Raw genomic sequence first — 24,758 nt, 5'->3', positions numbered from 1 at the left:
GGACAGAAGGAACTGACGATCATGCTCTCTCTCGCCGACATCCTGCTTCCGGAAGACATCCTGCTCGATCTGGACGTCACCAACCCCGCCGCGCTGTTCGATGCCATCGGCCGGAACATGCAACGCTGGCACGGGCTCGCGCGCGTACCTGTGGCCGAAGTCCTCGGCCAGCGCGAAGCGCTGGGCTCCACCGCGCTCGGCCAGGGCGTGGCGATTCCCCACGGCCGGCTGGCCGGGTTGCGCCAGACCCATGCTGCCTACGCCCGACCACGACGGCCGCTGCCCTTCAACGCGCCGGACGGCAAGCCTGTGACGGATTTCGTCGTGCTGCTGGTGCCGGAACGGGCCACCGAAGAGCACCTGGGCATCCTCGCCGGCATCTCCGGCCTGTTCACCGACCCGCGTTTCCGCGAAGCCCTGCATGCCTGCACCGACCCGCACGAAATCAGGTCCCTGTTCCGCTCCTGGCAGCCCACCGCGGCCTGATCCGTAATGCGTACCGAGTCAATCCCGGCCACAGGCCGGACCGAACCTGCAAGCGACGTACGTGCGCAGGTGCTGGCCGAACTGCTGCCCTACATCCATGCCTGCCGGAACCAGCTCTTCGTGGTCGATTACGCCTGCGGCAGCATTCTTGATCCGGTCACCTGGAACAGCCTCGGCCGCCACCTTGCGCTACTCCAGCTGATCGGCCTCCGGCTCATCGTCGTGCATCGCTCCAGTGCCCTCAATACCCGGCTGGTTGCGCTCCTGAACCGGCACGGCGCACGGGCTGCCGGGCTGTCCGGCGTCGATGACGGCATGCTGCGACTACACCCTGCGAAGCTGTCCCTTGGCCACGACGCCGGCCTGGAGGCCGGTGCCGTCAACCATGCGCTGCTCGACCTGTATCTGGATGCCGGGCTACTGCCCGTCATCCGTCCGATCGGCGTTGCGCCCGATGGTTTGGCTTGCCCCACGGACGGGAGCCGGTTGGCCTCTGCTCTGGCCGTGCACTTGCAGGCCAAGAAGCTGATCGTACTGGGAGACAACCCTCCACCGATCGATCGGAAAGGCAGCCCAGCGCACCGCCTGTCGGTTTCCGACGCCGCATCGCTGGCCACCATTCCCGCGCACATCGTCGACGCACTGGCGGCGGGCATCCCTGCCGTCCATCTTCTCGATATCCGACACCCTGAAACCCTTCTGGTCGAACTACTGACCCCATTCATCGGCGGCACGCTGATCCTGCCCGATGCGGCAGCCGGCGTTCTTTCCCAAAGCGAGCGTTACCTGGCCCCTGTCACCGAAGGAGATAAGCATGAATGAGCTGTGCATCGGCATCGTCGTCAGGAACCGCGCATACGCAGTCGCCACCCGCGGCACGGACAATGCCACCAACATTATCGGCTTTCCGGGCTCGCCGCTGGGACGCGAAACCTTGCGTGTATTCCTTGCCGGACAGGAATGCCCCATGCGCCTGGCCGTCGCCGGAGACGGTGCGATCGGCGTCGCACTGGCGATCAGTCCGACAGCCCAGTGCAACGTTTACATCCTCGATGCGGAGCCCGAAGCCCATCCGGCACGTCTGGCCTCGTACGCCTCAAGGGCCCTGTGAGCCATGCCGGTGCACGTCTGCCCCGTCTGCGGTGCCCGCCACGTGGTATCGAGTGTGCTGCACCTTCTCGCCTATCGCCGCAACCTGACCTGTTCGCCAAGCTGCAAGGCGGCATTCGGCCAACAGGTGCGGCGGCGCATCCTGGCCGAAATGGCTGAAAGCGCAGAGCGCCGACGCCTGTCCGAGCGCCATCAGGTGAGCGAGGGCTAGCGTGTTGTTCGTCGAACGGAAGAGAATCGCGGTCTCGCGCCCCGGCGCGCCGTTCGTACGAACAAGACCTATAAAAGGAGACGCGATGCTCTCGCAACCGGACCACGTGGTCCGCCATTTCCGGGACGTGCTCGTCTGGCCGGTCCAGATCAAGCCGGGCTTCACGGGGGAGAACGTGGCCCGCATCCACGAGAGGATCACCGGCAGCGGCCATTGGGCACCGGTGGACGACGAATTCACCACCGACCCGGCCGACTTTCAGGAGCGCCACTACAAGGAGTTCGTGGCCTTCCTGCCCTACGTCCAGCGCTTCCTGTATGGAGACGGGCGCTCGGCGACCGGCGACGGCCCGCCCAACCGCTCGGCGCCGATGGCGGTCTACCGGCGCACCGACGTGGCCGGACTGAAGGTCGTGCTGCGGCCCGGCGACGCCCCCATCTCGCTGCGCATCGCCCACGTGGATCTCTACCTTTTCCTCGATCTCGATGTGGCGATGCTCAACGTGGAAGTGGCCGCCGACGACCTGCCGCTGGCCACCGCGCTGGAACTGCTGTACCGCTTCGGGCGCGCCTATCCGACCGGCTGGGATAGCAGCGGCCAGGGCGTGCACAACGTCCACCGCACCGAACTCCTCGACCGGGATGGCCGCGTGCTCGCCACCTCCGACTCAGAGAGGCGGGAGCGCTACCTGCGCTTCGTCTGCGAGCACCGCACGCCCTGCGTTGGCGCCCTGTGGGCCTGCCTGCTGCGCCCGCTGGTGCAGGACGCCGAGCGCGGCGACGGCGACCTGAGCTACCGGCTGCTCGAGTACTACCGCATGCCGATGATGGCCTACCTGGCCCTCGACGAGCCGCGCAGCCTCAGCCGCGAGGACTTCATCCGCATCGGCTTCGTGGCCAACCTGCCGTCCCGCGACCCGGTGCCGGCCAAGGACCCGGCAGTGATCCGCTTCGAGCGCCTGCACTGCGAAGACCGCTTCTGGACCGATTCCGACGACGGCCCAAACAGCCGCTTCATCTGCACCGGCAACGCGCTGGTGCTGGTGGGCGAAGCCGGCTCCGACTACTTCCGCGATCCCGAACACGGTTTCCTGGCGCGCTTCCGCCACCAGTACTTCCTGGTCTTCCTCATCGCCCACTTCCACCGCGCCGCGCTGCTGTCCTTTTCCGACGGCCTGGCCAGCGCCGTGAACGAGCTCGACATCCGCAACAGCGAATCCGTGCGCCGCTTCAAGCGCCGCATCCGCCAATCCTTCGAGGCCTTCCTGCGCTTCACCCACCGCTACTGGTTCCACGAGGTCTCCGAGCAGGGGCTCGTTCAGGCCCTGTTCCAGCGCACCACGCGCCTGCTGCGCAACGACGAGCTGTTCGGCCACGTGAAGGACCAGATGCGCGAGATGAGCGCCTACCTCGATAGCGACAGCCAGCGCCGCCAATCCGGCACCGTGCTGCGCCTGACCGTGGTGACCATCTTCGGCCTGATCGCCACCGTCGTCACCGGCTACTTCGGCATGAATTTGTTCAACTTCCCCGAGGTGCCGGGCACCTACAAAATGGTCCAGCTGGGGCTAGTCAGCGCCAGCACGCTGACCCTGGTGCTGTTCGCGGTAGCCCGCTCCAAGCGCCTGTCGGACTTCCTTGAGGCACTCTCCGATGAGCGCCTTCCCCGCGAAGCCAAGTGGAGTGCCCTCGGCCGCGTCTTCAAGCGGATGGAGCCCTAGGCATGCCCGGCCCCGACGCCCCTACCGACCGCCCGGACCCGGACGCCCTGCTGGCCCGCCTGCAGGCCGACGAGGCCCGTGCCCGGCGGGGCCGCCTGAAGATCTTCTTCGGCGCCAGCGCCGGGGTCGGCAAGACCTGCGCGATGCTGGCCGCCGCACGCCAGCAGCTCATCCAGGGTGTGGACGTGGTGATCGGCGTCGTAGAAACCCACGGGCGCATGGAAACCGAAGCGATGGCCGACGGCATCGTCCGCATTCCGCCTCGCCAGATACCCTACCGGGAGCGGGTGCTGCCCGAGTTCGACCTGGACCGGGCGCTGGAGCGCAAGCCCGCCCTGATCCTGGTGGACGAGCTGGCCCACACCAACGTGGCCGGCTCCCGCCATCCCAAGCGCTGGCAGGACGTGGAGGAGTTGCTGGCAGCCGGCATCGACGTGTATTCGACGGTGAACGTCCAGCACCTGGAGAGCCTCAACGACGTGGTCAGCGGCATCACCGGAATCCGCGTGTGGGAGACAGTGCCCGACCGGGTTTTCGACGAGGCCGACGAGGTCGTGCTGGTGGATCTGCCTCCGGACGAGCTGCTGCAACGCCTGCGGGATGGCAAGGTGTACCTGCCCAACCAGGCGGAACGGGCGATCCGCAACTTCTTCCGCAAGGGCAACCTGCTGGCACTGCGCGAACTGGCCCTGCGCCGCACCGCCGACCGCGTGGACGAGGACGTCCAGCAGTACCGCCGCGACAAGTTCGTGTCGCCGGTCTGGCAGACCCAGGACGCCCTGCTCGCCTGCATCGGTCCTGAAGCTGGCGGCGAGAAGATCGTGCGCAGCGCAGCCCGCCTCGCCGGGCGCCTCGAAGCCCCGTGGCACGCGGTATACATCGAGACACCAGAGCGCCAGCGCCTGCCCGCCGCCGCCCGTGACCGGACACTGAAGACCCTGAGGCTTGCCCAGGACCTGGGTGCCGCCACGGCCACCCTCGCCGGCGCCCAGGTGGAGACGGAAGCCGTGCGCTATGCCCGCACCCACAACCTCTCCCGCCTGATGGTCGGCCAAGGCGCGCCACGGCGCTGGCGCTTCTGGGAGCGCGGCATCGCCGAACGCATCGGCCGCCTCGCCCCCGACCTGGACGTGATCCAGGTGGCCCGCACCGAACACACGCTTCCCGACGCCGAGCCTCCAACCGTGGCAGTCCCCGGCGGCACGACATGGCGTGCCTACGCGCTGAGCGCCGCGGCCTGCAGCCTCGCCGGCCTCATCGCGATGCCGCTCCATGCCCTGGTGGACCTGGCCAACATCGTGATGGTCTTCCTGCTGGCGGTGGTGCTGGTGGCCGTCCGCCTGGGGCGCGGACCGGCCGTGCTGGCGTCCTTCCTCAGCGTGGCGATCTTCGACTTCTTCTTCGTCCCGCCGCGCCTGTCCTTCGCGGTCAGCGACGTCCAGTACCTGATGACCTTCGCCGTGATGCTGGTGGTCGGTCTGGTGATCGGCCAGCTCACCGCCGGCTACAAGCATCAGGCCCACGTGGCCGGCAGCCGCGAGAACCGCATGCGGGCCCTCTACGAGATGTCCCGCGACCTGTCCGGCGCGCTGCTGCCCGAGCAGATCGCCGAGATCGGCGAGCGCTTCCTGGCAGCCGAAATGAATGCCCGCGCCGCCTTCGTGCTCGCCGACGAAGAAGACCGCCTGACCGCTCCGCTGTTCGCGTCAGCCGGCCTGCCCGAGATCGACCCCGGCGTCGCCCAGTGGGCCTTCGACCACTCGGAGGCTGCCGGCCAGGGCACCGACACCCTGCCCGCCAGCCCCCTGCTCTACCTGCCCCTCAAGGCACCGATGCGCCTGCGCGGCGTACTGGCCCTCGAACTGCGCGACCCGGGCCGCCTGCTGGAGCCCGAGCAACGCCGCCTGCTGGACACCTTCGCATCCCTGATCGCCATTGCGCTGGAGCGCGTCCATTATGTGGATGTCGCCCAGCACACCACCGTTCAGATGGAATCCGAAAGGCTGCGCAACTCCCTGCTGTCGGCCATCTCCCACGACCTGCGCACCCCGCTCAGCGTGCTGATCGGTCTGGCCGACTCCATGTTCCTGACCCAGCCGCCGCCCACCGCAGCCCAGGCCGGCATCTCCCGCCAGCTGCGCGAGCAGGCCCTGCGCATCAACGCCCAGGTGGACAACCTGCTCGACATGGCGCGCCTGCAGGCCGGCCGCATCCAGCTCAACCGCCAGTGGCAACCGCTCGAGGAAGTCGTCGGTAGCGCCCTCAAGAGCCTGCGCCCGATCCTCGCCGGCCACCAGGTGCGGGTCGAACTGGACGAGGATCTGCCCCTTGTGGAAGTGGACTCGGTGCTCATGCAGCGGGTGTTCTGCAACCTGCTGGAAAATGCCGCCAAGTACACGCCGGCCGGCAGTCACATCTGTATCCGTGCCCACGGGACGGCGCAACACATGGAAATCCGCGTCGAAGACGACGGCCCCGGCCTGCCTGCCGGACGGGAGGAAAGCCTGTTCAAGAAATTCGAGCGCGGCGAGCAGGAAGGCAGCACACCGGGCGTCGGCCTCGGCCTGGCAATCTGCCGGGCCATCGTCGAGGCCCACGGCGGCCGCATGCACGCTCGCCCGGGCAGCCAGGGCGGCGCCTGCTTCGTATTCACGCTGCCCATCGGCACACCGCCTGTCCTCGTCGAGGACGAGGACGACCGCGCCCCCTGATGCAACAAAAGGAAGACAACCATGCCCGAGCCGAGCCCCCGCGTCATCGTCGTCGAGGACGAATCCCAGCTGCGCCGCTTCGTGCGCCTGGCCCTGGAGAGCGAAGGCTGTGAAGTCCATGAGGCCGACGGCGTCAAACGCGGCCTCATCGAAGCCGGCACCCGCAAGCCGGACCTGCTGATCCTCGACCTCGGCTTGCCGGACGGGGATGGCATCGAGCTGATCCGCGAGCTGCGCACCTGGTCGGAGATCCCGATCATCGTGCTGTCGGCCCGGACCGCCGAGACCGAGAAAGTCGCCGCTCTCGACGCCGGTGCCGACGACTACCTGACCAAGCCCTTTGGTGCCGCCGAGCTGCTGGCCCGCGTGCGCGCCCACCTGCGGCGACGCTACAAGTCGGGCGGCAGCGGGCTGAGCCAGGCGAGCTTCGGAACGGTCAAGATCGATCTGGGCAAGCGCCTCGTCGAGAAGAACGGCGCTCCGCTACACCTGACCCCGATCGAGTTCCGCCTGCTCGCCTACCTTGTGTCCAACCCGGACTGCGTGCTGACCCACCGGCAGTTGCTGAAAGCCGTGTGGGGCCCGTCCCACATTGAGGACGCCCACTACGTGCGGGTCTACATGGGGCATCTGCGCAAGAAGATCGAAGACGATCCCACGGACCCGGACCACATCGTCACTGAACCGGGGGTCGGTTATCGCTTCGTCGCGGAGGCCCCTGCCCGCGATACCTAGCCTGCCGACAGGCCGCCAAGCACATGGCCAATAGTGGGATGGGCGATGTCGTTTATTTATACCCGGATTTTATTTGCAATTTATTTTAATCCGGGTAATATTAAAGGCAGATCAACTCATCCAGCCCGACCATGTCCTTATCCAGCCCCACGACCTACACCACCTTTGACGGCCCGCGACGCATCGCCGGCGGCAGCCTGCAGGACAACGCCCTGGCCGCCAAGCGGGCGCTTGAAGCCGCCACGAGCGGCGCCGTGCTCACCTTCGATGACAGCACCGGTCGCCTGGTGGACATCGACTTCCGCGGCAGCGACGCCGACATGCTGGCCCGCCTGGCTCAGCGCACCGCCCCCGCCGTAACCGAGGCCGAACCCGCCAGCGAAGCCCGCGGCCGCGGCCGCCCCCGGCTGGGCGTCATCGCCCGCGAGGTCACGCTGCTGCCCCGCCACTGGGACTGGCTGACCACCCAGCCCGGCGGCGCCTCGGTCACCCTGCGCAAGCTGGTGGACGAAGCACGCCGGGCCAGCGCGGGACAGAACGACCGCCGCCAGGCCCAGGAACGCGCCTATCACTTCATGTCCGCGCTGGCCGGCGACCTGCCCGGATTCGAAGAAGCCTCCCGTGCCCTGTTCGCAGACGACCAGCCGGCCTTCCAGCAGCGCACCGACACCTGGCCAGCGGATCTGCGCGACCACGCCCGACGCCTGGCCTTCGGCGACACGGCCTGAACGTGGCCCCACGGCCGGCAAGCCCGCCGGCCATCGCGGTGACCGGACGGCATATCCGGCCGTGTTTCGGCAATTCACGGAACATCGGCGGACGAGCGCGCTCCAACGCGGGAGCCGCACCGGAGCCCTCCCCGGCGCGCGGCTCTGCATGACCATAGCCCCGCAGCACGGGGCGATCCGTTCCTCAAAACGACCAACAAGACACGCCAGGAATCCTTCATGACACAGCAGACCACCCTTGCCCCGACCATCAGCCTCGCCAATGGCGTCGCCATGCCGCTGCTCGGCCTCGGCACCTGGCCGATGAACGACCAGGAAGCCGCCCGCACCGTCGCCGAAGCCATCGGCCTGGGCTACCGCCTGATCGACACGGCAGAGAACTACGGCAACGAACAAGGCGTCGGGGAAGGCATCCGGCGCTCGGGCATCCCCCGCGACGAAATCTTCCTTACCACCAAGTTCAACCGCCAGTGGCATAGCGTTGCCGGTGCGCGGGAAGCCTGCGAGGCCAGCCTGAAGCGGCTGGGCGTCGATTACATCGACCTGCTGCTGATCCACTGGCCGAACCCGGACCAGGACCGCTATGTGGACGCCTTCCACGGTCTGGTCAAGCTGCTGGAGGCCGGCCTGGTCCGCGCTATCGGCACCTCCAACTTCAAACCGCAGCACTTGCAGCGCCTCTTCGACGCCGGCCTGGTGCCCCACCACAACCAGATCCAGCTCGACCCCTATCACCGCCGCGACGACCTGCTGGCCATCCATAAGGAACGCGGCATCACCACCGGCGCCTGGCGCCCCCTCGGCTGCGGCAACGCGATGCTGACCGACCCGGTAATCACCGCCATCGCCGAAGCCCATGGTCGCACCGCCGCCCAGATCGTCCTGCGCTGGATCGTCCAGCAAGGCATCGTGACGACGCCCAAGTCCGCCAACCCGACCCGGCTGGCCCAGAACCTCGCGCTGTTCGACTTCACGCTGTCGGACGCCGAAGTGGCCGCCCTCAATACCCTGGACCGCCCCGATCCGACGATGCTGAACGCCGACGTCTTTGGGCACTGAAACCCGGAGGCTGCAGCCTCCACGCCGCCCATGAACGCCCCCGTGCCCGCTTGCCGGGCGCAGGGGCCGGAAAGCTGCTAATATATGAAACAGCTACAAACCATATATTAGAAATCCGAACCATGGGCATCGTCAAAATCTCCGAACAGATGCATGAGAACCTGCGTCTGACGAGCGGCGCGCTGAGCCGCTCCATCAACGCGCAGGCCGAGCACTGGCTGCGTGTCGGCATGCTGGCCGAGCTGAACCCCAACCTCCGCTACGGCGAAATCTGCCAGCTGCTGATCCAGGCCGAGCAACAGACCGTCGACGCAAACGCTTTGGCCACCGAAACGGGAGTGGCCGCATGAGAGCCCTGAAAACAGTGCCCATCCGCTCCAAGGAAGAGATCGCCCTGTCCCGCCACGCCGGCGGCCTGGCTGCCGACGTGCTGCGGATGATTGGCGAATACGTCAAACCCGGCGTCAGCACCGACGAACTCGATCAGCGTTGCCACGACTACATCGTCAATGAGCTCAAGGCCATCCCGGCCAACGTCGGCTACCACGGCTACCCGAAGACGGTCTGCGCGTCGGTCAACCACGTGATCTGCCACGGTATTCCGTCGGACAAGAAGCTGAAGAACGGCGACATCGTCAACATCGACGTAGCCGTCATCAAGGACGGCTGGTTCGGCGACACCAGCCGCATGTACTACGTCGGCGAACCCGGCATCCTCGCCCGACGGCTGGTCCGCACCACCTACGAGGCGATGGTCGCCGGCATCCATCAGGTGCGCCCCGGCGCCACGCTGGGCGACGTGGGGTACGCGATCCAGACCGTCGCCCATCGGGAAGGCTTCAGCGTGGTGCGTGAGTACTGCGGCCATGGCATCGGCGACATCTATCACGACGAGCCGCAGGTCCTGCATTACGGCAATCCGGGTCAAGGGCTGCGCCTCGAACCCGGCATGGTGTTCACCATCGAGCCGATGATCAACGCCGGCCGCGCCGCCACCCGCCAGCTGCCGGACGGCTGGACGGTGGTCACCAAGGACCGCTCCCTGTCGGCCCAGTGGGAACACATGGTCGCCGTCACTGACACGGGCTTCGAGGTGCTGACCCCGTGGCCGGACGGCTACGGCGATTACCCGGCGATCCTGCCGCCGGCCTGAACGCGTAAGCCACACACGCAGAAAAAAGCCGGAGCTTGCGGCTCCGGCCCTGGTCAGTCTGCTCAAGCGGCCGCCGGAACCCCGGCGGCCGTTTCACATTCAGGCGACCGAACTGCGGATCAGGTGATCGAAGGCGCTGAGGGAGGCCTTGGCGCCCTCGCCCATCGCGATGACGATCTGCTTGTACGGCACCGTGGTGCAGTCGCCGGCCGCAAAGACGCCCGGCACCGAGGTCTGGCCCTTGGCATCGACGACGATCTCGCCGCGGTCGGACAGCTCGACCGTGCCCTTGAGCCAGTCGGTGTTCGGCAACAGGCCGATCTGCACGAAGATGCCTTCGAGCTCGACAAGCTTCTCCTCGCCGCTGACGCGGTCCTTGAAGCGGATGCCGTTCACCTTCTGGCCGTCGCCGGTCACTTCGGTGGTCTGCGCCTGGGTGATCACCGTCACGTTGGGCAGGCTGTTGAGCTTGGTCTGCAGCACCGCGTCGGCACGCAACTGGTCGGCAAATTCGAGCAGCGTCACGTGGGCGACGATGCCGGCCAGGTCGATGGCCGCTTCGACGCCGGAGTTGCCGCCGCCGATCACCGCCACGCGCTTGCCCTTGAAGAGCGGGCCGTCACAGTGCGGGCAGAAGCACACGCCCTTGGCCTTGTACTCCTTCTCGCCGGGCACGTTCATCTCGCGCCAGCGGGCGCCGGTGGACAGAATCACCGTCTTGCCCTTCAGGGATGCACCGTTCTCGAGCTGCACCTCGACCACCTTGCCCGGAATCAGCTTGGTGGCGCGCTGCAGGTTCATCACGTCCACCTCGTACTGCTTGACGTGCTGTTCAAGCGCAGCGGCGAGCTTGGGCCCTTCGGTCTCCTTCACGGAGATGAAGTTCTCGATGCCGAGGGTATCCATTACCTGGCCGCCGAAGCGCTCCGCCACCACACCAGTGCGGATGCCCTTGCGTGCCGCGTAGATCGCCGCCGCCGCGCCGGCCGGGCCACCGCCGATCACCAGTACATCGAAGGCATCCTTCGCTGCGATCTCTTCCGCCGCACGGGCAGCCGCGCCAGTATCCAGCTTGGCGACGATCTCCTCGATGGTCATGCGGCCCTGGCCGAACTCCTGGCCGTTGAGGAAGACCGTCGGCACGGCCATGATGCGGCGCTCATTCACCAGATCCTGGAACAGCGCGCCGTCGATCATCGTGCTGGTCACGCCCGGGTTGAGCACGGCCATCAGGTTGAGCGCCTGCACCACGTCCGGGCAGTTATGGCACGACAGGGAGATGAAGGTCTCGAAGTCGAAGCGGCCCGGCAAGGCCTTGATCTGCTCGATCACCGCCGCCTCCACCTTGGGCGGGTGGCCACCGGTCTGCAGCAGCGCGAGGATCAGGGACGTGAACTCGTGGCCCATCGGAATGCCGGCAAAGTGGATGCGCGGCGCCTCGCCCGGCACCGTCACGCCGAAGGACGGGCGCAGGCTGTGGGTACCGTCCTCGCGCAGCGAGACCTTGTCGGACAATTCGGCAATATCGACGAGCAGGCCACGCAGCTCCTGTGCCTTGGCGCTGTCGTCAAGGGAAGCGACCACCTCGATCGGGCGCTGCAGCTTCTCGAGATAGGCCTTGAGTTGGTTCTTGATATTGGCGTCGAGCATGGTCGTGTCCTTTTATATGAACGTCGTTCAGGCCCCCATGCCTGAACGGTGAATGGACACATCATATCGATGGAAAATACATTGCTCCAATTGATTGATGAAATCGATTCGATATCAGTTTTCTATCGATCTGAATGCGCCCCCCGATACCTGTCTCTTCGGCTGCCGAAGCCTCAATATCATTAAGCCTCATTGTCGGAAATCATCGTTTTACGCAGGCGCTCGCAAGCCCTAGGATACGGCCCCTTGCACCCAGACGCCCGACGCACAAGGATATCGATCCCCTTCCCGCGAGCAGCCCCATGTCACCCCACGGTAGCCACCTCCATTCGCAGCACAAATCCGGCTCAAGCGACACGGCCCCATACCGCCTCATCGTCCGGGCATTCCAGGACTGGCTGCAGCGCGAAACCACCGCAGCGGGCGCCGCAAACCCGCCGCCCACCCCTTAGGAAAACGCCATGCATCCCTTTCGTGTCGCCGCCTTGACGACGCTGGCCATGCTCGCCTTCGCCGCCAACTCCCTGCTGTGCCGGCTCGCGCTACGTGACGGCCACATCGATGCCGCCAGCTTCACCGCTCTGCGCGTCTGCTCGGGCGCACTGGTCCTGTGGCTGCTGCTGCGTCTGCGCGGCGGCGCTACAGGGACGACCCACGGCAGCTGGCCCTCAGCGCTGGCACTGTTCGTCTATGCGGCGGGTTTTTCCTTTGCCTATCTGAGCCTGTCCGCCGCCACAGGCGCGCTACTACTGTTCGGTGCCGTGCAGGCGACGATGATCGGCTACGGCCTGTGGCACCGGGAGCACCTCAAGCGCATGCAAAGCATCGGCCTGTTACTCGCCGCCGCCGGCCTCGTCGCGCTGGTCCTGCCCGGCCTGTCGGCGCCACCGCTGGTCGGATCGCTGCTGATGACGCTGGCCGGTGTCGCCTGGGGCGTGTATTCGCTACGCGGCCGCGGTGGCAGCGACCCGGCAGCCAGCACCGCCGGCAACTTCGCGCGGGCCGCCCCGATGGCGCTGGGGCTCAGCCTGGTCACGCTGTCCCAGGCGCAGACGGACAGCGCTGGCATCGCCTACGCCCTTGCCTCGGGCGGGCTGGCCTCCGGCATCGGCTACGTGATCTGGTACATGGCGATGCCCCAGCTGCGCGCCGCCAGTGCAGCGAGCGTACAGCTCAGCGTGCCGGTCATCGCCGCCCTGGGTGGCGTACTGTTCCTCGGCGAGGCGATCACCCCGCGCCTGGTGTATTCGTCCATCGCCATCCTCGGCGGCATCGCGCTGGTCATCAGCGGGCGACGGCGCTAAGCACCATTTCTGACACGGCTTCAGGCGATAATCGCGGCGACAACACCAACATAGCCCGCGCAGCGCCTCGGAGGGAGGCCGTCATGAACTTCATCACCCCCGCAATTACGGCCAGCCTGCTTGCCGCAGCGCTTGGCTGCTCAGGCATTGCAACGGCAGCATCCGCGACTCCGCCGGCCGGCGAAGCACCGGCCTCGGTCGCCACCGTCGGCGTCCCCGACTTCTCGCAGATCACCCGGCGCTACGGCCCGGCGGTGGTCAACATCAGCATCAGCGGCATGCGCCAGGTGTCCGTCAGTCCTGATTCGGCGGACGCCCCCGGCGACGACAACGGCGATTCGGTGCAGCAGTTCCTGCGCCGCTTCCAGCAAGAGTTCGGTGGTGCCGGTGCCAGCATGCAGATTCCGGTACGTGGCCAGGGCTCGGGCTTCATCCTCAGCGAGGATGGGCTGATCCTCACCAACGCCCACGTGATCGCCAACGCCAGCGACGTGGTCGTCAAGCTCACCGACCGGCGCGAGTTCCACGCCCGCGTGATCGGCAGCGACCGCAAGACCGACATCGCGGTGCTGAAGATCGACGCCCACCGCCTGCCCACCGTCAGCATCGGCAATCCGGCCGACCTGCAGGTGGGCGAATGGGTGCTCGCCATCGGCTCGCCCTATGGCTTCGAGAACAGCGTCAGCGCCGGCGTGGTGAGCGCCAAGGGGCGTTCCCTGCCGGATGGCAGCGGCGTGCCGTTCATCCAGACCGACGCGGCGGTGAATCCGGGCAACTCAGGCGGCCCATTGTTCAACGCCCGCGGTGAGGTCGTCGGCATCAACTCGCAGATCTACAGCCGCACCGGCGGTTTCCAGGGACTGAGCTTCGCAATTCCCATCGACCTGGCGCTGAAGATCCAGAAGCAGATCGCCGCCACTGGCCACGCCTCCCATGGCTTGCTGGGGGTAACCGTGCAGGAAGTGAACCAGTCGCTGGCGGACGCCTTCCGCCTGCCGGCACCGGCCGGCGCGATCATCCTCGACATCATGCCCGGCAGCCCTGGCGCCAAGGCCGGGCTGCTGCCCAGCGACGTGATCCTGGGCGTGGACGACACGCCGATCACGGCGGCCGGCGACGTGCAGACCCTGGTGACCATGGCCCAACCCGGCCAGCGCCTGCAGTTCGAAGTGTGGCGCGACGGCAAGGCCCATCGCCTGCCAGTGGTCCTCGGCGAGGCTGGCAAGGCAACTGCCAGCCCGCAACCGGCACCGGCGCCGGACGCCAACACCTTGCGCCAGTTCGGCCTTCAATTGCGTCCGCTGCAGCCCGTCGAACACCTTGCCATCGGCTTGGCCACCGGACTGCTGGTGGAGGCCGCCACCGGTCCGTCCCGCGCCGCCGGCATGCAGGCCGGCGACGTGGTGCTGTCGATCAACGGCAAGCCGGTCAGCACGCTGGATCAGGCCCGTGCCATCGTCAAGACCGTCACCGGCACCGTGGCCCTGCTGGTGCAGCGTGGTGGCGAGCGGCAGTACGTAACCGTCGCCCCGAGCGCGACGGCCAAGTAAGCCCCCGATACCGAGGGCACACGCTTTCCGCGGGTGCCCTCGCCTTGCCGGCTTACAGCGCCGGCTGCATGCGCTGCCAGCTGAAGGGGCCGAAGCTGGTCGCCGTCGCGGCGGCCTTCGTATCGTAGTTCGGGTCGATGCTCAGCTTGAGCCACTCCAGCGGCGTCGTACTGCCATGCACCACGATGCGATGGAAGTTCGGCACGCTGTAGCCGTTCGGCTGGTTGGCGTAGGCATCGTCGGAACAGGCGACAGCCGCTGCGCCGGAGCTCGGCTCGACGAGGCACGCCGCGCCCTGCACCAGCGGGTTGTCCGAGCGATACACGTGGGAATCCCCGTTGAGCAGCAGCACCGGCTTGCCGAAGGCCTTGGCTCGCGCAGCGATCAGGTCAATGAACTGCTTGTACTGGGCGATATGGCTGGCGGACTTGCCATCCACATCCCACATGTCGGCCTGTAGCTGGATCACCACCGCGGCGGAATTATCAGAAACGGCCCGATTGAACGCAGCATCCAGCCAGCGCTTGTTGGCGGCGGAGCGGTTGGCCACTTCCTGGGCCTGGGCCGGGCTCATGGACGGCGCGCCGTACCAGGGATCGGTGTCGTTGTTGGAACCGCCCGGCATGTTGACGGTCACGAACAGCACGCCGGCCTTCTGGAACCACACGTTCTCCACGTAGCTGCTGTCGGTCGGGAAATTGGTGTCGTATTCGAGGGCCTGGGAATGCACGTCCATCGCGCCGCCGAGGGTCTTGCCCGGCTTGGCGAAGAAAATCGAGCGGACCAGATCCAGGTTGGCCAGCGGATCGCCACCCGCGTAGCTCAACAGGTTGCCGCCGGCGTCCACCTTGTAGTCGATCTGGCCGGTGGTCGCGTTGTAGACACCACCGCCCTCCTTGGCCTTGTGGCAGTCGGTCCACTCGTTGTCGCCCGGCGTATAGACCAGCGGATTCTTCAGTGCCTTCCAGTCGGTGGCGACGGTGAGGTCGTAAGCCTGGGTACAGTACTGCGAGCCGGAATGGATATCGCCGACGTGCAGCACCAGCGACACATCCGCGTCGCCATCCAGCGCCTTGAGAAAGGCCGGCAGCGCGGTGGTCTGCGACGTATCCGTCGCCGTCGCGCCGTAAGGCACATCGCCGATCACCGCCACTGTCGTCTTGCCCGGCGCATCGCTGCCGCCGCTACCGCCACACCCATACATCGCCAACGCTGCCGCCGAACACATGATCGGCCCCACGAATTTCCGCATGATCGTTCTTTCCTGTTCTTGTCGAGTGCCTCGGCCCCCAAACGGGCCGGGGGGAGCGTTGCAAGTTCGCTCCGGCGGCGATGCTGCGACAAACAGATGACAGGACCATGAACCAGAATGGGGAATGTGACTGTGCGGTCACTTCCAGTAGTGCAAAGCACTCGACCAGCAGAGCAAAGACCGGTGACAACCTTCTTCACCTGGTCGCCCAAGCGCACACCGGCGTCGAAGCGACAGACGGCAAGGTCGTCCACTGGCTGGAGAAAGTCAGCGACACGCAGTAGCTCGCCACGCCGCAATCCGTTTGAGCGCGGCCCGGACTGCGTGCCGCCGCAACGTCACACGCGGTAGCCCTCTTCCCGCAGAACCTGGCGCACCGCCGGCCGCTCGAGCATGCGCAGATAGTGTTCGCGGCAGTTCGGCGGCAGGTTCATCTTCAGCTTGTCGGCCCAGAACTCCGTGTAGAACAGCGCCGCATCGGCAATCGAGAAGCTGTCGGCGACGAACTCCCGCCCGGCCAGCTGGGCGTCCATCACCGCAAAGCCCCGCTCGACGATGTCACGGCCGCGGGCGCGTACCACGTCGTGGTCCGCCGGGTTGGGGGTGAAGTTGGGCGTCGTGAAGATCCGCGTGAAGCCCTGACCGTGGATCGTGCCGACCACGTAGTCCATCACTTCCAGCACCCTCACCTCACCGTCAGCCCCCTCGGGCAGCAGGTGCTGCTTGGGGTACTGGCGCGCCAGCCACCAGGCGATCGCCTGGAATTCGGTGATCGGCCTGCCGTCCTTGCGGACCAGCGTGGGAATGGTGGACTTGGGGTTGATCGCCACGTAGTCGGGCTCCAGGTGCCCACCGGCCGGCAGATTGACGATATAGACCTCGAAGACGGCCCCAACTTCTTCGAGCAGGATATGGATGCCGGTCGAGCACGAGCCGGGCGTCATGTAGAACTTCATGGACAGAATTCCTCGGGCGATGGCGCCGTGCCCCACACACGCAGCACGGCAGAGGCGAGCCCGAAGCAAGAGGGGGGCCACTGTCGGCCCCCCGGGGAAAAGGCCGCTCCTGCCCCGCGGCTATGTCGGAAAGCTGCCGCTCACCTGTCGCCATGTCGGCTTCATGACAAGGAGATCACCCTTCGAGGATTGGCACGGCTACAACACGGCCTCCAGCCGGCTGGCCGGCAATGCACCCCGCCGGCGGCCGTTGCTTCCCAGGAAAGTACGAACGGTCGCGGCCAGACCTTCACCATTCACCGGCGCATCCACCAGTACGACCGCCTCAGGCAGCTGCGTACGGGCCTCATCCCGCGCCCGGTCCGAGGCCACCAGCACCACAACCAGCATCTGTGGCTTGCGTGCCCGGCCAAGCAGCACCTGGGCCATGCGGGCGGCGTCGAGCCCGCCGACACGCCAATCCATGACGACAACGTCCGGTGCCATCTCTCCGACACGCAGCAGCCCGTCGTAGGGACAGGCCGTGGATGTCACCAGGCACTCCGGCAACAACTCGCCGAGGCCCCCGTGCAACGCCTGGCGCTCCTTCTCGCCGTTCATGACGATCAGCATGCCAAAGGGCACGGGGGTATGAATGCCGGCGCAGCGCTGCTCAAGCAGCAGCCGGTCGACAGACTCAACCAGGATTCGCCGGTGTCCTCCCGGCGTTTTCCAGGCTTGCAGGCGCCCCTCCTCCACCCAAAGCTGGGCTGTGCGCACACTGATACCGAGCAGATTGGCCGCATCGCGGGTCGAACAGGTCTGGCTCGAAATCGTCTCGGCAATCATTACGCGTCACGTGTCTCATTGGGCATTCGATGGGCGTATTCTAAACGAGTTTTGTTGATTTTGTAGATTTAAATGTTTTTTTGCAAAATTTACCAAATACACAGCAAGTGAAACTTATTGCAGATCTTCTCACGGTGCCCCGGCGTCGAGCAGCTTCAGCGCGAAGCCCGTCAGTTCCTGATCGGAGCGCGCCCAGGCCTCGCCGTCGAACGGTGTGATCCGGTCGCCGTTGCGCTTGATGATGCGCCTGCCATCCGCGCTGAAACGGGCGTCCCGCACCCGGTCGGCTTCACCTTCCAGCGTACTGAGCGGTGTCTTGCCGCCGTTCCAGGCCCACACGCGCGCCGCGCCATCGGCCCCGGTGCTCACCAGCAAGGAGCCGTCCGGGCTGATGTCCACGCTCATCACCGGTCCCGCATGGGCTGGAATGCCGCTGTGGTCGGCACGCAGCGCGCGCACCTCGTAGCGGCGCAGCCGTCCGTCGGAACCACCGCTGGCCAGGCGACGACCGTCCTGATCGAAGGCCAGTGCGAAGATCGGCCCATCCGCATCGTCGCTCTCGAACAGGGTCCGGCCGTCGGCACTGCGGATCAGGCGCAAGCGACCGTCGGTCAGCCCGAGCGCCAGCAGCGACTCGTCCCGGCTGAAAACCGCCGAGCGCACACTCTCGCCCTTGCCCAGCAGGTCGCGCAACTGCTCCGGCAGCGAAGTTTCGAAGAGCTGCCCGCTGGCCAGCCGGAAGCTGTACCTCCCGGCGCTGCTGAGAATCAGCCCGTTGCCCGCCGGTGTCAGGAAGTCCAGGCCCTGCAGGCGCCACAGGCGCACGGCCCCGTCGGCGCCGGCGCTCGCCAGATGCTGCCCATCCGGCGCAAACACCGCCGCACGCACCCCCTGACTGTGGCCGCGGAACTCCCGCGCCCGGAATTCGAAGGGATCGTCCCACACGCGCACCGTGTCGTCCACACCGAAGGACACCAGCCGCGTACCGTCGGCACTGAAGGCAACGCCCAGCGCACCGCCGGCATGAATGCCGTCAAGATGGAGCGGTGGTTTGGGCGGTGGTGCCTCGCCCTCCCCCAACGTCCACAGGTAGATCTGCCCGTCCGAGCCGGCCACCGCCAGACGCTTGCCGTCCGGGCTGTGGCGGGCGGCCGTCGGCAACACCGGTGGCAGGCCGGACGGCACCGGGATCTCCAGCGGCCGGCCGATCACGTGCCCGCGGGTGGTCCACCGGTAGATCTCCCCGTTCGCCACGGCCACCGCCACCTCCCGGCCATCGCCCGAGAAGCTGGCCGACAGGACTTCGTCCGGATGGGTCAGGGTCGCCAGCAAGGTGCCGGTGGCCGCATTCCACAGGCGGGCCGTGTTGTCATTGTTGCCAAAGGACAGCACCCGTCCGCCGCCTTCGTCGAACACCGCCGACCCCACATTGCCGAAGTGCCCGGACAGGCGCGTCATCGCGCAGGGCTCGGCCACCGGCACCAGCAGCAGTTCCGCCCCACCCTTGCCGTCTTCGCGGATGCCGACCGCCCGCGTGCCGTCCCGGCTCAGATCGGCATCCACCCACGGGGCGCCACCGTCGCCGCCGCAGTGCATCAGGTCGCGGCCAGCCTCGTCCCATACCCGCAGCACGCCGTCCCGCCCGGCAGACAGGAAGCGCCGCCCATCGGCGCCTGCCGCCACCGCCACCACCGGCCCGCCATGCTTCACCCGTGCCGCCACCGCCAGCGTCCGGCGGTTCACCAGGTGCGCTTCACCATCGTCGCCGGCACTCAACACCCAGCGGCCGTCGCGGCTGAACACCACGCCATTGGCCGCCCCCTGGTGAGGCAGCAGGGCCGGGCTCTGCAGGAAGTTGGCGACGGCCAGGCGCAGCGTGCTGCGCACATTGCGGTCGTCCACCCGACGCGCCAGCGCGAGGGCCGCCTCCAGTGTCTGGCGGGTATCCACATCTATCCTGTCGGTCAGCTCGGCAGCTTCCCGCCTGGCATCGCCACGGCGCAGCTCCTGGCGCCACAGCCAGGCATTGATGCCGAAGCCCAGTACCAGCACGCAGGCCGCGAGCCCCCCGAAAACACGCTGTCGGCGCAGGAAGTAGCGGTCCACCCACGGCCGGATGATGTCGATGAAGGCATCGTGCTGCAGCTCGTAGCTCACGCCGCCGCTGCCCTCGCGGGTCCGCACGATGCGATGCCGCTCCAGCACGCCGAGCACGCGCCGCACCCGCGCAGCCCGCACCCGCGCCTGGGCCTGCAGGGCTTCCACCGGATAGGCGATCTTCACGCCGCTGCGCGGTGCCAGCGCCTTGAGGACCTTGGCCGCGTCGTGGAACAAGAAGAAGCCGAAGTTGCCGACAACCTCTTCCAGATAGACCGAGATGATGCCGCCCCGCCCGCCAAGGGCCCGGTAGTCCTGCAGGCGCAGGCCGCGTATCCCCGCCGCCCGCGCCACCAGCCACAGGCGACGGCAGATCAGCTGCAGGATGGGCAGCTCGATGCCGCCGTCGAACAGCCGCCGGCCCGCGCGGGGCCCGTCGCCGGGCATCAGGTCGTCGAGCAGCTGGCTCACCAGCAGCTCGTCGCAGGTGCCGCCGCACTTCAGCACCGGCGCGCGGATCGCCTCGGCCGCCTGCTCCCGGTTGAGATGCTCCAGGTGGAAGGTGGACGCGAAGAGGGACAGCACGTGGTCGCGCAGGCAGGCATCCACGCTGGCCAGGAACTCCTCGCGGAAGGACAGCACCACGCGCACATCGAGGGACGCCCTGAGCAGCGCGCCGATGGCCGCCGGCAGCAGCCCCAGTTCGCCCGCATGGCGCTGCAGGTATTCCTCGAACTGGTCGAGGATCAGCACCAGCGTGCGCCCATCGGCCTGCAGGCGCACCCTGGCGGCCTCCGTCAGCTGGGCGGCACCCAGCGCGCGATCGACCGTCGCAATCGCCTCGGCGACCGTCGCACAGGGATCGGCGCCACTCCAGCGGTCCACATAGACCACCTGGGCTTCCTCGGCGGCCAGCTCGGGAATCACCAGCGCCCGCAGCAGGGAGGTCTTGCCGACGCCGGACGGTGCGTAGAGCAGCGTCAGCGGATGGGAGAACAGTTTGTTGATGAGCAGCTGCGCATCGCGCTCGCGGCCGAAGAAAAGGTCCCGCTCGGCTTCGCTGTAAGGCTTCAACCCGACGTAGGGCTCGCTGCCATCGTCGGAAACAGCCGCTTTCGGCCTGCTGGACATGGCGCCGTCTCCTACTTGAACTGGCCGAGGGTCTGCACGAAGGCGTCGCAGTCGGACTGCAGGCGGTCCTCGGCGGCCACCAGCTGGGCCCAGAAGCGCTCCTCGATCGGCGACACCGCGGTGCGCACCGCGTAGCGCCGCCGCGGCCGGACCTGCCCCTCGCTGCTGAAGATGTGCCCGACGAGGCGGTAATGCCACACGTCCAGGTTGTAGCCGAGGAACAGCAGCGCGCTCTTCTGCAGGCGCCGCGAGAAGGCGCTCGGCGGCTTGGTGTGCTCGTTCTCCAGGCGGCCGAGGAAGGTCACGTGGTCGCTCTCGGTGATGACCACCGTGTCGATGCCCGAGCGTGGATCGGCCAGCGCGTTGGCGAACGGCGAGCCGACGATCTTGTAGATGATGCGGTCGCCATGCTCGCCCAGGTCGGACAGCAGCCAGTTGTCGGCCAGCTTCACCTCCACGCCCGGCGTCTGCCCGCCGCGGCGGATCACCAGCAGGCGGCCGTCCAGTTCGTCGTCCTCGGCGCTGAGGATGTGGGTCACCACTGTGAACGGCAGGCCCGACTCCTCCAGCAGGTTCTCGAAGACCCAGTCGTAGCTGGCCGACACGACGATCCATGGGCTCGTCATCGCGGCCAGGAAACGGTGCGTGCCGGTCAGCACCAGACTCTGGCTCTGCTCCTGCAACACGGCGGTGAGGCGCCTGAGGAAGGCGCCGCGCTCGCCGCCGAAGACCAGCAGCAGGTATTCGGCGGCAGTCGCCAGCGGATAGCGCTCGTCGATGCGCATGCCGGCCTCCAGCCCGGCGGTCTGGATCAGCGCACTGACCAGCCGGAAGGAACTCAGCGGGCCGCTGCCGAACACCCCATCGCCGACCAGCGGCACCAGCCGCCCTTCATCGAGGCAGCCGCGGATGGCCAGGAAGAACTCCCGGTTGCCGCGCAGCGCGGTGGCCGTCGGCGCCGCGGCGGTGCGGCGGGCGATCTCGCCGCGGCTCGAATTGGTGTTGAAGCCCTTGCTGATCGCCTTCAGGTCGGGCGCCTCGGCATCGATGCGGGCCTGCACGTAGCGGCAGATCTCGTCGGCGGTGAGGATACTGTCGCCGTCATCCGCGTCGAAGGTCGTCACGCCATGCACGAACCAGCGCACCATGCGCGACACCGCACTCCCCTTCTCGGCCACGTCCCGGTCAGTCACCGTGCAGCCGGACAGCAGGTACTTGCCCTGCCCCTGGCCCAGGTTGGCCACCAGGATGGACGGGATGTCCACCTGCCCGCTGGCCTCCGGCGTCAGGCTGAAGAGGCAGTCGAGCATGATCACCAGCTGGCCGGCGGCACTCTCGTTGAGGGCCCGCTTGGCGATCCACTCCATCGAGATCGCCGTCGCATCCAGGTAGTCCAGCTCCGAATCGTTGGGGCACAGGTAGAGGTCGCCGCGAGCCGACAGCTTGGCATGGCCGCAGTAGTAGAACAGCACCGTGTCGTTGGGCAGCGCATCCTTGAAGACCTTCTGCAGGCTCTTCATCAGCGCCGTCTTTTCCGGGTTGAGCAGACACTCGATCTCGAAGTGCGCGTCCTCCTTGCCCAGCACGTCGCGCAGCGCGTCCACATTGGCCGACGCGGTGGCCGGCACCGGAAAACCCGTCGCGTGGGCGTAGGCGTCCACGCCGACCAGCAAGGCCGAACGGGCACCGCGCACGCGCTTCTCGATGGGCACCACGAAGTTGTCGCGCAACAGCGGATCGGCCGGGTCTCTCGCCCAGGCGCGCAAGTCCAGCCATTGGGATTCGGTGAAACCGAGGGGCACGCCGTCCCCGTCCAGGCAGACCTGCAGCAGCGCACGCCGCTGGGCCGCCCGGCTCGCCTCTGAACGCACGAAATCGCTGGCCCGCGCCGCCTCGGTCCACAGCACGACGACGCAGCGGGCGCCGTCGATCTGCTCCTCGAGCTCGCTGCGCCAGGTGCTCGCCGCGTCAAGGTCGGCGTCCCACCACACCGAGAAATGCTCGGACAGCACTTTGGCCAGGGCTTCGACCCGCGCCCGGTCAGGATGCGCGTAGCTCAGGAAGATGTCGGCCATGGTCCGCCCCTAGCGCGCCACACCGGGCACTGCTCCCCACGGGGTGTAGCAGGCGCAGGCCGCCCCGACCGGCATTCCGACCGTCATCGGACAAGGCCCGGCACTGGTGGCGCAGACGGTGGCCATCGGCCGGCGCTGCTGCATCGGTGGCATGGGGCGCAGCGGTGGCTGGGGCAGCGCCTGTTGCTGCTGCGGCACGCCGCACAGGCGGTCGATCTCCAGCGGCGGCACGCCCTCGTTGCGCAGCTGGATACGCTCCCGCGTCGTGCAGTACGCATGAGCGCTCGCCGACCAGCACAGTCCCGCGGCAAAAGTCATAAGCAAAACGAGCAGATCGCGGTGCTTCATGGCATACACGGCCTCGGACTCGATGCGTCACTTCTTTTTATATGGTGCGGGGGAACGGAAGTCCAAGGAATACTGCGCTTGTCGGCGCAGGGCCTCGCCGCCGCAAGGCCCACAAAGTCACATCCGGGAAGCCGGGCCTGCCTGGCCCGGTGCGGGGGCGAGCGGCTTCGCTGCAGCTCATCCGCCCGCCCCCGCACCGGGCTACGACACCGTCAGCGCAGCAGGTCCGCGTTGAAGGCGTACGAGAAGCCCATCGCCACCGCGTTGGCCGAGCTGTGGCCGCCGAGGGTCTGGTTGGCGCCGTTGTCGCCGCGGGAATGGGCGTTGTCGAACAGGGCGTAGAGCTTGGCATTCTTGTACAGCAGCCAGGTGGCGCCGACGCCGAGGGTGTCCACACGCGGCTTGTTGCCGTCTGCAATGTCGTAGCGCTTGATGTAGTAGGACAGCATCAGGTCGAGCCGCGGATTGAGTGAGTAGATGGCACCGACGCTCTTCACCGACGCATCGGCCGCGGAATACGTGACGTTGGTGTTGGTGGTGTCCTTCACGGTGACGGCCGGCAGCGCGGTGTGCCCCATCGCGGCGCGCAGGCTGAGGTCGCCAATGCGGTAGGCGACGCCGAAGTTGCCGAGGCGGTAGCGGGCGTCCTGGTTGGTGAGCACGTCCACCGGATGCCATTCGGTGTAGGAGCCGCCGACGCTCAGGCTGCCCACGTCGTAGGTGGCGCCCAGCGCCGCCTTGCTCCCCATCGAGCCGCTGCCGGCGATCGCGCCGGGGCTGTAGCCGGCGATCAGGCGCGCGCCGCCGATGACCGGGCTGGTGTACTTGATCACCGCGTTGTCGCGGGAATCCAGGTTGTTGGCGACGCCGGGCGAGTACTTGCCGGCGGCGGTGTTGAGCAGGCCCTGGCCGTAGATCGCATTGCCCAGGCCCCACGCGCCGTAGGCCGAGGACATGAAGAAGTTGGTGAAGTTGGAGGCCTCCACCTTCACCACCGCGTCCACCGCCACGGTCTGCTGGCGGCCGAGGGTCAGCGTACCGTAGCGCCCGGCCAAGCCCACGTAGGCCGCCCGGTTGAAGACCACACCACTGCCATTGCCGGCGTTGTAGCTCGACGGGGCGATCTGCCCGCTGGCCGACACCAGATTGGCTCCGGTGGAGGTCAGCAGCTCAGTGTCCAGCTTGAACAGCGCCGTCAGCCCGTCGCTGAGCTCGGTGGAGCCGGTAAAGGCCAGGTTGCTGGTGGCCAGCCCGGCGTTGAAGAACTTGGTGGTCTGCCCCTGCGAGGCCGCATTGCCGGGCGCCACGTTGCCCTGGCTGCCGAGGGCAGCGTCGAGGGTGCCTGACACGCTGAAGCGGAAGCGCCCAGGGCCGCTGGCGGCCTCGCCACCGCTCGCCACTGCGGCTGGCGCCGGCACCGCCTTCTGCTCGGCGAGCTGGGTCTGCAAGGCCTGCAACTGCTTGGCCAGAAGGTCGATCTGGGCCTGCAGTTCCTGCTCGCCGGCCATTGCGGTGCTGCTGCCGGCGCAGGCCGCGGCGATGCTGAGGGCCAGGCAGGTGTGGCGGAAGTGGCTGATCTTGTATTTGTGCATTCTTGTCTCCTCCTTGTGTCGTGTGGGTGAAAGGCGGGGGCCGGCTCCGTACCGGCGAAAAA

21 protein-coding genes are annotated in these 24,758 nt (G+C 67.3%); 13 read left to right on the top strand and 8 right to left on the bottom strand.

Annotated elements, in window-relative coordinates; genetic code table 11:
- Positions 1-21: 21 nt before the first annotated feature.
- The 11 genes from AC1PQG_RS09685 to map all read left to right on the top strand — a co-directional run bounded on the left by AC1PQG_RS09685 (position 22) and on the right by map (position 9,913).
- On the top strand, positions 22-486 hold the full coding sequence (locus AC1PQG_RS09685; protein ID WP_481122353.1) for a PTS sugar transporter subunit IIA: 465 nt from the start codon (positions 22-24) through the stop codon (positions 484-486).
- A gap of 69 nt (positions 487-555) precedes the next feature.
- Positions 556-1,308, top strand: a complete 753-nt coding sequence (locus AC1PQG_RS09680) for an amino acid kinase family protein (protein ID WP_481122352.1) — start codon at positions 556-558, stop codon at positions 1,306-1,308.
- Complete coding sequence (locus AC1PQG_RS09675; RefSeq protein WP_481122351.1) at positions 1,301-1,597, top strand: hypothetical protein; 297 nt, start codon at positions 1,301-1,303, stop codon at positions 1,595-1,597. Before AC1PQG_RS09680 ends, AC1PQG_RS09675 begins: the two co-directional genes overlap by 8 nt.
- Before the next feature lie 9 nt (positions 1,598-1,606).
- Positions 1,607-1,807 carry a hypothetical protein gene (locus AC1PQG_RS09670; protein WP_481122350.1) on the top strand — a complete coding sequence of 67 codons (201 nt, stop codon included), beginning with the start codon at positions 1,607-1,609 and terminating at the stop codon, positions 1,805-1,807.
- A gap of 85 nt (positions 1,808-1,892) precedes the next feature.
- The gene (locus AC1PQG_RS09665; protein ID WP_481122349.1) at positions 1,893-3,527 is read left to right on the top strand and encodes a CorA family divalent cation transporter; all 1,635 of its coding nucleotides are present in this window, start codon (positions 1,893-1,895) and stop codon (positions 3,525-3,527) included.
- A 2-nt stretch (positions 3,528-3,529) separates the two neighbouring features.
- Entirely contained in the window at positions 3,530-6,238 is a 2,709-nt protein-coding gene (gene kdpD, locus AC1PQG_RS09660; protein ID WP_481122348.1) for a two-component system sensor histidine kinase KdpD, read from the top strand.
- 21 nt (positions 6,239-6,259) lie between these two features.
- Positions 6,260-6,973 carry a two-component system response regulator KdpE gene (gene kdpE, locus AC1PQG_RS09655; protein WP_481122347.1) on the top strand — a complete coding sequence of 238 codons (714 nt, stop codon included), beginning with the start codon at positions 6,260-6,262 and terminating at the stop codon, positions 6,971-6,973.
- A 131-nt stretch (positions 6,974-7,104) separates the two neighbouring features.
- A complete protein-coding gene (locus AC1PQG_RS09650; RefSeq protein WP_481122346.1) occupies positions 7,105-7,701 on the top strand; it encodes a DUF2239 family protein in 597 nt (198 codons plus the stop codon).
- Positions 7,702-7,920: 219 nt separating this feature from the next.
- Positions 7,921-8,760 carry an aldo/keto reductase gene (locus AC1PQG_RS09645; RefSeq protein ID WP_481122345.1) on the top strand — a complete coding sequence of 280 codons (840 nt, stop codon included), beginning with the start codon at positions 7,921-7,923 and terminating at the stop codon, positions 8,758-8,760.
- Positions 8,761-8,882: 122 nt separating this feature from the next.
- Positions 8,883-9,110 (top strand): ParD-like family protein, encoded by a 228-nt coding sequence (locus tag AC1PQG_RS09640; protein ID WP_481122344.1) that lies wholly within the window; start codon positions 8,883-8,885, stop codon positions 9,108-9,110.
- Complete coding sequence (map, locus tag AC1PQG_RS09635) at positions 9,107-9,913, top strand: type I methionyl aminopeptidase (protein ID WP_481122343.1); 807 nt, start codon at positions 9,107-9,109, stop codon at positions 9,911-9,913. The genes AC1PQG_RS09640 and map overlap by 4 nt, the downstream gene beginning before the upstream one ends.
- Positions 9,914-10,012: 99 nt before the next feature.
- Here the strand turns inward: map and ahpF are convergent, their stop codons facing one another.
- Entirely contained in the window at positions 10,013-11,563 is a 1,551-nt protein-coding gene (ahpF, locus tag AC1PQG_RS09630) for an alkyl hydroperoxide reductase subunit F (RefSeq protein WP_481122342.1), read from the bottom strand.
- A gap of 461 nt (positions 11,564-12,024) precedes the next feature.
- On the opposite strand from ahpF, the gene AC1PQG_RS09625 reads away from it, so the two are divergent.
- Positions 12,025-12,867 carry a DMT family transporter gene (locus AC1PQG_RS09625; RefSeq protein WP_481122341.1) on the top strand — a complete coding sequence of 281 codons (843 nt, stop codon included), beginning with the start codon at positions 12,025-12,027 and terminating at the stop codon, positions 12,865-12,867.
- Positions 12,868-12,950: 83 nt separating this feature from the next.
- Positions 12,951-14,417, top strand: a complete 1,467-nt coding sequence (locus tag AC1PQG_RS09620) for a Do family serine endopeptidase (RefSeq protein WP_481122340.1) — start codon at positions 12,951-12,953, stop codon at positions 14,415-14,417.
- A 52-nt stretch (positions 14,418-14,469) separates the two neighbouring features.
- Here the strand turns inward: AC1PQG_RS09620 and AC1PQG_RS09615 are convergent, their stop codons facing one another.
- The 7 genes from AC1PQG_RS09615 to AC1PQG_RS09585 all read right to left on the bottom strand — a co-directional run bounded on the left by AC1PQG_RS09615 (position 14,470) and on the right by AC1PQG_RS09585 (position 24,696).
- Positions 14,470-15,669, bottom strand: coding sequence for a metallophosphoesterase (locus AC1PQG_RS09615; RefSeq protein WP_481122339.1), 1,200 nt, complete (start codon positions 15,667-15,669; stop codon positions 14,470-14,472).
- A 338-nt stretch (positions 15,670-16,007) separates the two neighbouring features.
- A complete protein-coding gene (locus tag AC1PQG_RS09610) occupies positions 16,008-16,625 on the bottom strand; it encodes a glutathione S-transferase family protein (RefSeq protein WP_481122338.1) in 618 nt (205 codons plus the stop codon).
- Positions 16,626-16,823: 198 nt separating this feature from the next.
- Positions 16,824-17,453, bottom strand: coding sequence for a helix-turn-helix domain-containing protein (locus AC1PQG_RS09605; protein ID WP_481122337.1), 630 nt, complete (start codon positions 17,451-17,453; stop codon positions 16,824-16,826).
- 129 nt (positions 17,454-17,582) lie between these two features.
- A complete protein-coding gene (locus AC1PQG_RS09600; RefSeq protein WP_481122336.1) occupies positions 17,583-20,681 on the bottom strand; it encodes an nSTAND1 domain-containing NTPase in 3,099 nt (1,032 codons plus the stop codon).
- Positions 20,682-20,692: 11 nt separating this feature from the next.
- Entirely contained in the window at positions 20,693-22,756 is a 2,064-nt protein-coding gene (locus AC1PQG_RS09595) for a TIR domain-containing protein (RefSeq protein WP_481122335.1), read from the bottom strand.
- Positions 22,757-22,765: 9 nt separating this feature from the next.
- On the bottom strand, positions 22,766-23,074 hold the full coding sequence (locus AC1PQG_RS09590) for a hypothetical protein (RefSeq protein ID WP_481122334.1): 309 nt from the start codon (positions 23,072-23,074) through the stop codon (positions 22,766-22,768).
- A 242-nt stretch (positions 23,075-23,316) separates the two neighbouring features.
- Positions 23,317-24,696, bottom strand: coding sequence for a porin (locus tag AC1PQG_RS09585; RefSeq protein ID WP_481122333.1), 1,380 nt, complete (start codon positions 24,694-24,696; stop codon positions 23,317-23,319).
- Between the last annotated feature and the right edge of the window lie 62 nt (positions 24,697-24,758).

The sequence above is a fragment of the Zoogloea sp. GDB6 genome (assembly GCF_056724105.1).
Note: the sequence above shows the minus strand (reverse complement) of the source record. Positions and strands in the feature narration are given on the sequence as shown.

What these genes read in the sequence shown, in the direction of transcription:
- AC1PQG_RS09625 (WP_481122341.1), top strand. Translation starts at nt 12,025, where the DNA reads ATGCATCCCTTTCGTGTCGCCGCCTTGACGACGCTGGCCATGCTCGCC.
- kdpE (WP_481122347.1), top strand. Translation starts at nt 6,260, where the DNA reads ATGCCCGAGCCGAGCCCCCGCGTCATCGTCGTCGAGGACGAATCCCAG.
- AC1PQG_RS09665 (WP_481122349.1), top strand. Translation starts at nt 1,893, where the DNA reads ATGCTCTCGCAACCGGACCACGTGGTCCGCCATTTCCGGGACGTGCTC.
- AC1PQG_RS09610 (WP_481122338.1), bottom strand. Translation starts at nt 16,625, where the DNA reads ATGAAGTTCTACATGACGCCCGGCTCGTGCTCGACCGGCATCCATATC.
- AC1PQG_RS09675 (WP_481122351.1), top strand. Translation starts at nt 1,301, where the DNA reads ATGAATGAGCTGTGCATCGGCATCGTCGTCAGGAACCGCGCATACGCA.
- map (WP_481122343.1), top strand. Translation starts at nt 9,107, where the DNA reads ATGAGAGCCCTGAAAACAGTGCCCATCCGCTCCAAGGAAGAGATCGCC.
- AC1PQG_RS09615 (WP_481122339.1), bottom strand. Translation starts at nt 15,669, where the DNA reads ATGCGGAAATTCGTGGGGCCGATCATGTGTTCGGCGGCAGCGTTGGCG.
- AC1PQG_RS09600 (WP_481122336.1), bottom strand. Translation starts at nt 20,681, where the DNA reads ATGTCCAGCAGGCCGAAAGCGGCTGTTTCCGACGATGGCAGCGAGCCC.
- AC1PQG_RS09585 (WP_481122333.1), bottom strand. Translation starts at nt 24,696, where the DNA reads ATGCACAAATACAAGATCAGCCACTTCCGCCACACCTGCCTGGCCCTC.
- kdpD (WP_481122348.1), top strand. Translation starts at nt 3,530, where the DNA reads ATGCCCGGCCCCGACGCCCCTACCGACCGCCCGGACCCGGACGCCCTG.
- AC1PQG_RS09685 (WP_481122353.1), top strand. Translation starts at nt 22, where the DNA reads ATGCTCTCTCTCGCCGACATCCTGCTTCCGGAAGACATCCTGCTCGAT.
- ahpF (WP_481122342.1), bottom strand. Translation starts at nt 11,563, where the DNA reads ATGCTCGACGCCAATATCAAGAACCAACTCAAGGCCTATCTCGAGAAG.
- AC1PQG_RS09590 (WP_481122334.1), bottom strand. Translation starts at nt 23,074, where the DNA reads ATGACTTTTGCCGCGGGACTGTGCTGGTCGGCGAGCGCTCATGCGTAC.
- AC1PQG_RS09595 (WP_481122335.1), bottom strand. Translation starts at nt 22,756, where the DNA reads ATGGCCGACATCTTCCTGAGCTACGCGCATCCTGACCGGGCGCGGGTC.
- AC1PQG_RS09645 (WP_481122345.1), top strand. Translation starts at nt 7,921, where the DNA reads ATGACACAGCAGACCACCCTTGCCCCGACCATCAGCCTCGCCAATGGC.
- AC1PQG_RS09620 (WP_481122340.1), top strand. Translation starts at nt 12,951, where the DNA reads ATGAACTTCATCACCCCCGCAATTACGGCCAGCCTGCTTGCCGCAGCG.
- AC1PQG_RS09605 (WP_481122337.1), bottom strand. Translation starts at nt 17,453, where the DNA reads ATGATTGCCGAGACGATTTCGAGCCAGACCTGTTCGACCCGCGATGCG.
- AC1PQG_RS09640 (WP_481122344.1), top strand. Translation starts at nt 8,883, where the DNA reads ATGGGCATCGTCAAAATCTCCGAACAGATGCATGAGAACCTGCGTCTG.
- AC1PQG_RS09650 (WP_481122346.1), top strand. Translation starts at nt 7,105, where the DNA reads ATGTCCTTATCCAGCCCCACGACCTACACCACCTTTGACGGCCCGCGA.